Genomic DNA, 9489 nt, shown 5'->3' on the forward strand with positions numbered 1-9489 from the left:
TTGGGCTGTACCTGAATCCGCCCAAGAGAGCACTGGTGCTGTGCATTGATGAGAAGAGCCAGATTCAGGCGTTGAACCGCACGCAGCCTGGATTACCGCTATCGCCAGGCAATCCCGCAACCCGCACGCACGATTACAAACGGCATGGAACGACCTCTCTGTTCGCCGCTCTGGATGTGGCAACCGGTGAGGTCATCGGCCGGTTGAAACGTCTCACACCGACTTCGGCCTCCTGGCTCAATCTGGTCGAGCGTTTTTCTCAACACTGAGCGAGAAGTGGATCAAGCGACAGGCACATGTCAGCGTCAAAGATCTTGAGGCCTCGATTGAGCACTATCTAGAAACTTACAAGCAGAATCCGAAGCCGTTTCGGTGGCACAAGAAGACCGAGGATATTCTCGCCTCAGTCGCTCGTGCCGCACGAGCGCTGGGCAAGTGATTTTTTTAGCGGTACTTCTGAAACTCCACACTAGGGTTTGTACGAAAAGTCGCCGAGCGACGATCAGGCCAGGCGAAAACAGGCGAGGAAGCGGAGTTTACTGGTTGTAAATGAGCATTCCGATCGGACTCGCGCACGAGCCTGTTTTCAACGCAGCATGATCGCCGCGCGGGCACTTTTCGTACAAAGCCTAAGCGCCCTCATTTTACGAGCTCAACATCCCCCGGCCGCCAGCTTTTATCGAACCAAGGTGTGAGCGGACCGTAAAGTCGTAGAACCGCATACCAGTTCTTGCCTGGTACCGTCTGAATCCAGTTTTGCTCTTTACCAGACTGCGGAACCGGCCCGATGAAGAGCTCAACCGAGCCATCTGCATTCGGAACAAGCGCATCTCGCTTACTGTTCTTACTGGGGAAAAGCTGAGAGGTTTGAAGTTCAGAACGAGTTTGTGGGTCGTACAACACCACTGACCAGAAGTCCTTAGCCGGCACATTGGCCGGGATCTTAATACGGTAGCTTTTCGCCCCATCCAGATAGTTGCCGCTGGCGTCCTGATTGACATAAGCGTACTGCGAGCCGACCCCAGGAATTTCCAACACCATAGCAGGCGTGTTGACCGTAGCCTGATAAAAGAAGAGCGTTCGTGCATCAAGGTTACGCCCGCCTTCGCCACCATCTGTCAGCCACCGGTAATCGCCGCCTACAAACGCGCTTTTCCAGTAACTCCTCTCGTAAAAATAGCTTGACGGATCGCGGGATTGGAAGACCAGCGCTCGGGCTGTTGCATTGCCGACCGCTACTGCCTCCGTAAGAATCGCCTTCATCCGCGAATCCGGAGCAAAAGGTTTGCCCTTACGAATACCAATGCTCGCTGCGAGCCCTCGCAATTCGGGGTCAATAAAATCGATCGGCTCTTTGGCTATAACTTGGGCAAGCTCTTCGTAGAATTTGAAGTCGTTGGCATGAATCGTATTGTACGGTCTCATCGAACCACTAATGAACTCCATAGGTGGGGGGTTATTAGCGGCGGCCAGCGGGTAAACTTTCAACCCTTCCTTAAACTGCTTCGTTGCTGCATCAGGTTTTCCATCGACCAGAAAGCCTCGCAGGACGAGCCAGTTTATGTAAGATGGCGAATAAGCAACAATATAACCCGAAGGCAGCGGATCCTTGTAGTTTGGGGGAACAATCAGATATTTGCCGCCTTTCCCGTTGTCGGGCCCAGGTTTACCCATATCTACGACAAAGCGAAAAAATGCATCATTGACGGTCCCTGGCCCTGTGCCCGCTGGCACCTCCACTACCGTCGGACCATCCTTCTCCAAGTCCATCGTCACCGCGGCGTAAACCGTATCAGTGTTACCAGTCAAAAGCAGCGGGTTGGAGTCCAGCAACTTATCCATAATGAGCACTTGATTGGATTTCGCCGCGCCCACTTCAGCCATACCCCTGCGCATGGCTTCTAAGGAGGCAGCGGGTATAAAGTTGAGAAAAGTTTCTACACCACGCATGAAGTCCAAGTTGTCATACAACTTCTGACTTGTTTCCTTCGAGGGAAATCCATCAGCAAAACTCAGCGTTCCGAGACGAGTCTGAACGCGGGCAGGCGTCATGACTTCAGGCGGAATATTATTGTTATAGCCTGGTGTGTTTTGCGCCCATGAGAGCGGTGTCAATAGGGCCAGAGTCAGGGCAAATGCCACAACAAAGTTTCTTCTGTTACACATCATCATATGTCTCTCTTCGTTATTCAATGCTGCAAATAGCAGCCCAAAACAGCGGTATCTGCACACCTAAGGAAATACCATTCCTAGCTGAAGGCATGACTGAAAGGCGTACCGATACCGCGTTATCTGAAATTCACCAGTAACCTAGGATTATATCAGCTGGCCGATAAGCAGTCTTAAAGCTAGCCTGTACCGTTAGACTTGATACAAGCGCCCATAATGAAGACCTAGATAAATAGGGATGAACTTACAAAGCTTTTTTCTGTAGACCCAATACCTATGTCGCGGCGGTCACGGCTAGTTGGTCAATTAGCCTTCGCGATTGCAGGCGGAGCCCATGTGCCGTTTCCGGGAGGTAAGATGGAAGGGGCCTCTATTCTCGGCCAATACAGGCGCATTACCAAGTAAATGGGGCCATCAGGAGCAGGTAACCAATTACTTTCTTTGTCGGCACCGGGAGATTTTTTTTGAATGTACAACGTAAGTGAGCCGTCCGCATTTTTTTTCATATGCGGAAGCATCGGCGAGTTGATCAAATAGCGATCGATCGGGTTTTTGACCAACAGTTGAGTCTTTCCGTCATACATGGTCACCGACCAGAAAGCGTTGACAGGTGGGAGTCCACCCTTCGGGAAGGTTATTGTGTAATCGTGTTTGCCCCCGTCGAGCGGCTCGCCGTTTGGCAGGGTTCTGGTCAGCGGATAGGAGGCCTCTTCGGCATCGTTGCCATAGATGCCCGCTTGTGCGATGGCGGCGCGTTTTAGCCAATCACCACGATAGAACGTAGCATCGCCACCACTATCGGTGATGCTCCATCCGTTAATCTTTGTACCGAGATGATTAGCCGCATCCTGGACCTTCGCATGTCCAAGCTGCATACCTTCCAGCACGGCGGCCTGCTGCTCGGGAGTTAAATCGTCCAAGTTGAAATTCTTGCCAGGCCCAATACCCAAACGAGCCAGCTTTGCTCGGATTGCCACTTCGTCCGGGGCGCCCGGGTCGAACTGCAACATAAAGCTCAGGTACTTGAAAAAATCGGCCTTCACAAGGTCTTGAGTCACCTTCGGGAAGTCGATCGTTGGCGTGACACATATCGCGGGTTGCTTAAGATAGGCCGACAGCGGCTGCGCCTTATAATCCGATTGAATCTTCAAGACGTTCGGCATGTCCGCCGGATTGATGAGTTGGGTCCGAAAGAGCGCAAAAGCGATTTGCGAACGAGAACGAAACAATTTTCCAATACCTGGCGGAGTCACCCCCTGCCAATTGGGGCCGACCACCATGAAAGTGCCGGCTTCATTGCCCGTGGTGCGACTACCGATGTAGCCAAAATTGTAGGTGTTGCTATCGATAAGCTGCACCGAGTAGTAGCGCGATGTCTCCACCGCGGGCACCGAAATCACCATCGGTTCGGCGAGCAAGTCCATGTACAGCATAGAATACGGCGTGTCGCTATTCGGTGAGATGACGGCCGTGTCCTTGGGGGTAGCGACATGGTGCATGTTGTATATGTGATTGAAAGGAGCCTTGAATTGACTGGACTTTTTGTCTACCGCATAGTCGTACATAATTGCGTAATTCATCACAATGGGCAGGCCATAAATGTAGCCCTCCTCGGCGATTTCTTTTATCTCCTGGGCGGAAAGCGCATCGGCAGTCTGAGCGTGTACCTGCATCGGTAATTGCAACAGAAGGAATGCGAGCGCCAACATGCGGGTTCTAAGTTTTTCGGGCCATGGCATCATTGTGTAACTCCATTTTACCTTGTATCGGATATGGCGTGAGTCGCCCTGGCGCTAGCGAAGTATCATCTTCATATCGTGGGTCATGCCCTGGATAGCAGCTTTGAAGTCATTAGCCGTAATTGGCTGACTGGCATTTTTAAGCTCTTTGCCAAAAACCTTGCGTACGGCTTTTGCAATCGGCATCCCGGTAGAGACGTCGACAAGGTCAGCCTCAATGTAGAGTTCGGTATTCTGGTCACGATGCCCAGTGGCGGCTTGAGTTGCGCCAACAACTGCCGCAACCGGAACCACTTCGTACCATTTCATACCTTCATTGGTGGCTGTCACACCAGTGATTGCGGCACGCAAAACCAGAGCGCGCGCTCCATCACGAACGTCCTTGATACTCGAAACGACTTGGTAATTTTGCGACAATGCCTCTCTAGCACTATTACTTGTATAAGCCTGCAGCTCCTGCAACGTCTTCAAGTTGACTCGCTCATTCGGCTTGGGCGCCGGGTACAGTTCGAGTTTTTCGAAGACAACCGTCGAATAGCTCGCCGGCTTGAACCCTGGAGCTTGCCAACGCAACACCTTCACCCCAGTCGGCGAAGCGACCTCCTGTAGCCCTCCATAGTTGGGAAGGAAGCCAGAATACTGCTCTTTTTCTGTAATCTTCGACACACACCCAGTCAGCAGCAGACCATTTAGGACTACACTTACAACCCATTTATTAGACTGATTCATGTTGCGCTACTCCTTACGTTGAAGTGATACGAAACGCTACTATTCAAAACCGCCACGTCATGTTGCCCGTCAAGGCTTGAATCCAGGCATTGCTGAACTCACCGGACGTATGCTCCCCAGATAGCGTCTTTTGCTGGTCGATAGGCATATCGCCCATCCAAACAGCAACCCAGCTGAAATTCAGATCTGTCTCTTTGTTGAGCGAATAAGTGAGACCAGTTGCAAACCGCCAAGCAGCGCCCATAGGAACCGTCAGAGTTCGGTTGCTGTCCGATACGGCCGAGGTGTCGTAGGCAATACCGAAGTTCCAGAGCAAATCCGGCTTCATTTGATATTGCGCGCCAACAGCCAACTGATAGGTGTCGTTGTAATGCGCATCGAGGGTTGTAGACCGAGAGCCCGCCGCGGACGGGTCTACCTCCAGGCCGATATCGCCAAATTTCGACCAATCCTGCCAGTTAATCGAGGCCAGTAACGCCCATTGTGAATCCAGTTGCTGGTACACACTGAGCGTGGCTGTTTGCGGAACGCTTAGACCGAGTTTGCTGTTGAGGCCATCAAGCCGGCCTACTATCGGGTTGCCGGCGTTGACATCCAGACGGTCCTCGAAGTCAAGACTGATTTGGCTGGTATAAGCTAGGCCGATGCGGGTGCCTGCTTGTGGTGCATAGATCACGCCCACATTGGCACCGTATCCCCAAGCACCGTCCTTGAATTTATATTGACCGTCCGCGCGCGCCGTCAGGCCCAAGGGCGATTGATCAATCGCAGCTTCGGATTGCAGAAGGCCGTACATGACCTTGAACCCAACGCCCACGGACCACTGCTCGTTGAAACGGTACGCCACGCTGGGCACCAGTGATAAACCCGCGATACTCGCGCTCTGCACGAAGTAACGTCCGGACCAGTCGTTGTCGTAGTCCAGCGCGAGGCCGAAATCGCCATATGAACCGAAGCCAACGGACCATTGGTCGTTTAACTGATGAGATATGAAGAGACTGCCGCCAGGTATGGGATCCAACACATTACCGCTCTCGGAGCCCGGTGCGCTCGTTGCCGAGTCCCGATTGAATGTCAAATCGCCGAAAAGAATCTGGGCGCCGGCGCTCACTTGAGTGCCGGCTAGATAGCTCATGCCGGCGGGGTTGATGGCGATGGTCGAAGGACCTTGGGCTCGAGCAGCGGAGCCGGCGTTGGCCAGCCCAGTATTGTCGGTGCCAATCTCATAGAGCAGTAGCCCACCCGCCAATAACTGGGTAGGCAGAGCCAGAAGCCCCCCCGCCAGAGTCAAATGAAAACCTTGTTTCATCTTGCGTTTTCCTTAACAACGTTATTTTTTTAAAGTTAGAGTGCATGCCGCTCAATAGTGCATCAAGCATTCCTACTCAACATAAACGCCAGCACCGAGAATGCTAAATAGAGATAGCCCGCTTTACAATTAGCGTATCTGCTTGGATAGAACTTATAATTTTTAACAGACATCGGACTACTATTAACAGGCGTCAGATTCGGATACGCACTTCATCAGATGCTGTGAGTATTCAATCATTAAAATCCGTAGGGGGGTAGCTCGATAGCTAAGATCAATACGCCATGCATACTATTTAACTGTGAAAACATACTCTTCCTAGTCATTAACTCATTCCACGCCTACTCAAATCCATTCGTTATTTCAACAACACACTTTCCTTCAGAAGTACAAACGCATAGCGGCGAGAATTTGAGCCCAATGAGACGGAAATCCGATGTCGATCATTGGTAAAGCAAAATAAGCGGTTGTAATTATTAGATACAAGCGAGTCATATACAGCTCTGCAAGAAATACCGGAAGGCAGCAGTCGACGTACCACTCCGGCATGGGTGACGGACCAAATGGGTGAGTACCGATACAGGTCTGTCCCTCCTGGGCTGCCCCAACCGAAACGGTACGGGGCAGCCTGTTAAGGGAGGACGTTAAATCACCACAGTTGCCGCTTGATCAACCCACAGGGTGGCGCCGCCCGAGATATAGATATCGTAGGTAGTATTGCCCTGCATTTGGGTACCGGTCTTCGAGAAGCCTGTGGCATTGACCACGTCACCGGCATCGGTACTTACGATCAACGTGTCAGTCGCATCGGAGAGCGCCTGCAGACTCTGTTCGGTCACACTGAGGGTATTCGCCCCCGTACCGGTCAAGTCGATAGCTTCCAGCCCCGTAAGCACCTGCGCTCCCAGCGCAGCGAGGTTCAGATGCAGACCTGCGCCGGCCAGTACCAAGGTGTCGGTACCCGCTCCACCGTCGATACGTTCGAAGTTCGTGCCGCTAGCCGTCAGGAAGTCATTCCCCCCATGGCCCAGCAGTACGTCCGCGCCTCCGCCGCCGATGAGTTGATCGCCAAATTGCGAACCGGCCAGCCAATCCGCACCCGCGCTGCCAATGTGTACCAAGCCATTGAGATCAGAACGGCCAAAGATTACATGGGCCTCGCCTGCCCCGTTGAAAGGTAGGCCAACGATCAAGTCGTCGATACCATCGCCGTTGACGTCACCTGCACCGGAGACAGAACCTATATCGCCCTGGATGACAGCGCCTTGATTTTGGGCCAAATTGCTCAAATCCAGCACCCGACGCCCCGTGCCATCCACTCCCCCCCAATTGCCATCAGCGCGACCAAATATTAGATAGGATTGGGCTGACGCATGGACAACAATGTCAGCAATGCCATCGCCATTCACGTCACCCGCACTGGAAACAGACCTGTTAACGTCACTGCCCCGGATAATAAAACCTTGGTTAGGGGTCAAATTGCCCACCCCCAGCACCTGGCGACCCGCACCATCTACTCCACCCCAATTGCCATCGGAGCGGCCGAAGACCACATAGGCTTCGCCCGCGTTAGATGCCCCAACGATCAAATCATCGATACCATCACCATTGACGTCACCTGCATTGGAGACAACGCGCCCCAACTCGTCGTTGCCTATGCCATCGCCTTGGATGATAAAACCCTGGCTTGGCGGAAGGGTGCCTACGTTTAGCGTCCGACGGCCCGTTCCATCCACGCTGCCCCAATTGCCATCAGCGCGGCCAAAAACCACATAAGCATAACCTACGTCAGCTTGGCCGTTGTCCTTCCACGGCGCACCGATGATCAGATCATCGATCCCGTCGCCGTTAACGTCACCTGCATTGGAGACGGACATGCCGGTGGAAGTACTAAGGTCATCGCCTTGGATGATAAAACCTTGTCCCGGAGCCAAATTGGTCAGATCCAATACACGGCGCCCCGTGCCATCTACCCCCCCCCAATTGCCATCCGCACGGCCGAAGACTACATAGGCTTCGCCCGTGTTGAGTCCACCGTCATCCCCGGCCACGGCGCCAATGATCAAGTCGGCAATGCCATCGCCATTCACGTCACCCGCACCAGAAACGGAGAAGCCCGCCTGATCGCCTGCGCCATCGCCTTGGATGATAAAACCCCGACTCGGAGCCAGGCTGGTCAGATCCAGCACCCGACGGCCAGTGCCATCTACTCCCCCCCAATTGCCATCAGCGCGACCAAAGATCACATAGGCCTCCCCGGCCTGAGCTCCGCCATCGCCCCCTTGGTTCGCTCCAACAATCAGGTCGGCGATTCCATCGCCGTTAACGTCGCCTGCACTGGAGACGGAATGCCCCATCTGATCGACTGCGCTATCGCCCTGGATGACAAAGCCCTCGCTTGGGGTCAAGTTGGCCAGGTTTAGCACGCGACGGCCCGTTCCATCCACGCTGCCCCAATTGCCGTCGGTTCGACCAAAGATCACGTAGGCCTCGCCTGCATTGCTTCCGCCGTCATCCCCACGCGGGGCGCCGACGATCAGATCGGCGATGCCATCACCGTTAACATCGCCCGCGTTGGAGACGGAGAAGCCCGCCCAGTCGCCTGCTCCATCACCCTGGATGAGGAGATTCACGACCACGCCGGAGGGCCCATGTGTAATCGCTTGAGTCACCGCAGCACTGGTATTACCAGTAAGAGGGTCCTTGGCAGTGATCGTCAGATTTACACTGCCACCGATAGCAACCGTGGACAGATTAATCGGAGCTTGCCACACGCCCTTGGCATCGGCTTGCACAGTGGCAACCACTACCCCACCGATTCGAACTTCTACCTGAGCGAGAGCTTCTGCACGCCCCGACACAATGCAATTACCAGAGGCGGAGCTGCTAAAGTTTCGCGCCGCCGAATCGGATACTGAAATGATCGTCGGTGCCGGAGGGGGAGTTGCATCCAGTACCACCAAGGTGCTAGGGCTGGGACCTGAGGTAGCGCCCTGAGCGTCAGTGATAACGTAGTTAACTTGGAAGCTACCATCGGCCCCCATCGAACCCGCCGGCACCGTAATGCTGACTTCCTGACCAATGTCGACGGCAATCAGGGTGCGGTTGATCACCTGGCCGTTCCAGTTCAACGCGATCACATCGCCCACTGCCATACCGGTATAGGCCGGGATTTTGACCACGGTACCATCTGCCGCTTCGCTGGCGTTGATCCAACCGTCACTGGCCTGTTCATCCACCACCGGGCTATTCAGGACTATGCGACTCAGGACCACCGGCGTGCTCGGGCTGTTGCCCGAGGCACCGCCCTGGGCGTCGGTGATGCTGTAGCTGACGTTGAAGTTGCCATCGGTGCCCAGCGAGCTCGCCGGTACCGTGATGCTGATCTGCTGCCCGAGGTTGGCCGCGATCACGGTGTGGTTGATCACCTGGCCGTTCCAGTTCAGCGCGATCACATCACCCACCGCCATGTTGGCGTAGGCCGGGATCTTGACCACAGTGCCGTCCGCCGCTTCGACGGCGTCGATCTTGCTGCCGCTGACT

The 9489-nt window shown here is 54.1% G+C and carries 5 protein-coding genes and 1 pseudogene; 1 reads left to right on the forward strand and 5 read right to left on the reverse strand.

What is annotated here, in order from left to right; all coding sequences use genetic code 11:
- Positions 1–439 (forward strand): annotated as a pseudogene (locus CRO75_RS31625) (IS630 family transposase); the annotation flags it as partial.
- Between the two features lie 200 nt (positions 440–639).
- Here the strand turns inward: CRO75_RS31625 and CRO75_RS31630 are convergent.
- The 5 genes from CRO75_RS31630 to CRO75_RS31650 form a co-directional block, all read right to left on the reverse strand.
- Positions 640–2172: a DUF1254 domain-containing protein gene (locus CRO75_RS31630; protein WP_204856420.1), complete on the reverse strand. Its 1533-nt coding sequence runs from the start codon at positions 2170–2172 to the stop codon at positions 640–642.
- A 299-nt stretch (positions 2173–2471) separates the two neighbouring features.
- Entirely contained in the window at positions 2472–3911 is a 1440-nt protein-coding gene (locus CRO75_RS31635; protein WP_204856421.1) for a DUF1254 domain-containing protein, read from the reverse strand.
- Between the two features lie 51 nt (positions 3912–3962).
- Entirely contained in the window at positions 3963–4637 is a 675-nt protein-coding gene (locus CRO75_RS31640; RefSeq protein ID WP_097140536.1) for a DUF3313 domain-containing protein, read from the reverse strand.
- A gap of 43 nt (positions 4638–4680) precedes the next feature.
- Complete coding sequence (locus tag CRO75_RS31645) at positions 4681–5946, reverse strand: outer membrane protein transport protein (protein ID WP_097140537.1); 1266 nt, start codon at positions 5944–5946, stop codon at positions 4681–4683.
- A 644-nt stretch (positions 5947–6590) separates the two neighbouring features.
- Positions 6591–9489, reverse strand: a 2899-nt coding sequence (locus CRO75_RS31650) for an FG-GAP-like repeat-containing protein (protein ID WP_177409817.1), incomplete at its 5' end; no start/stop codon positions are given.

The sequence above is a fragment of the Pseudomonas sp. LAMO17WK12:I10 genome (genome assembly GCF_900215185.1).
GTDB classification, from domain to species: Bacteria; Pseudomonadota; Gammaproteobacteria; order Pseudomonadales; family Pseudomonadaceae; genus Aquipseudomonas; species Aquipseudomonas chlororaphis.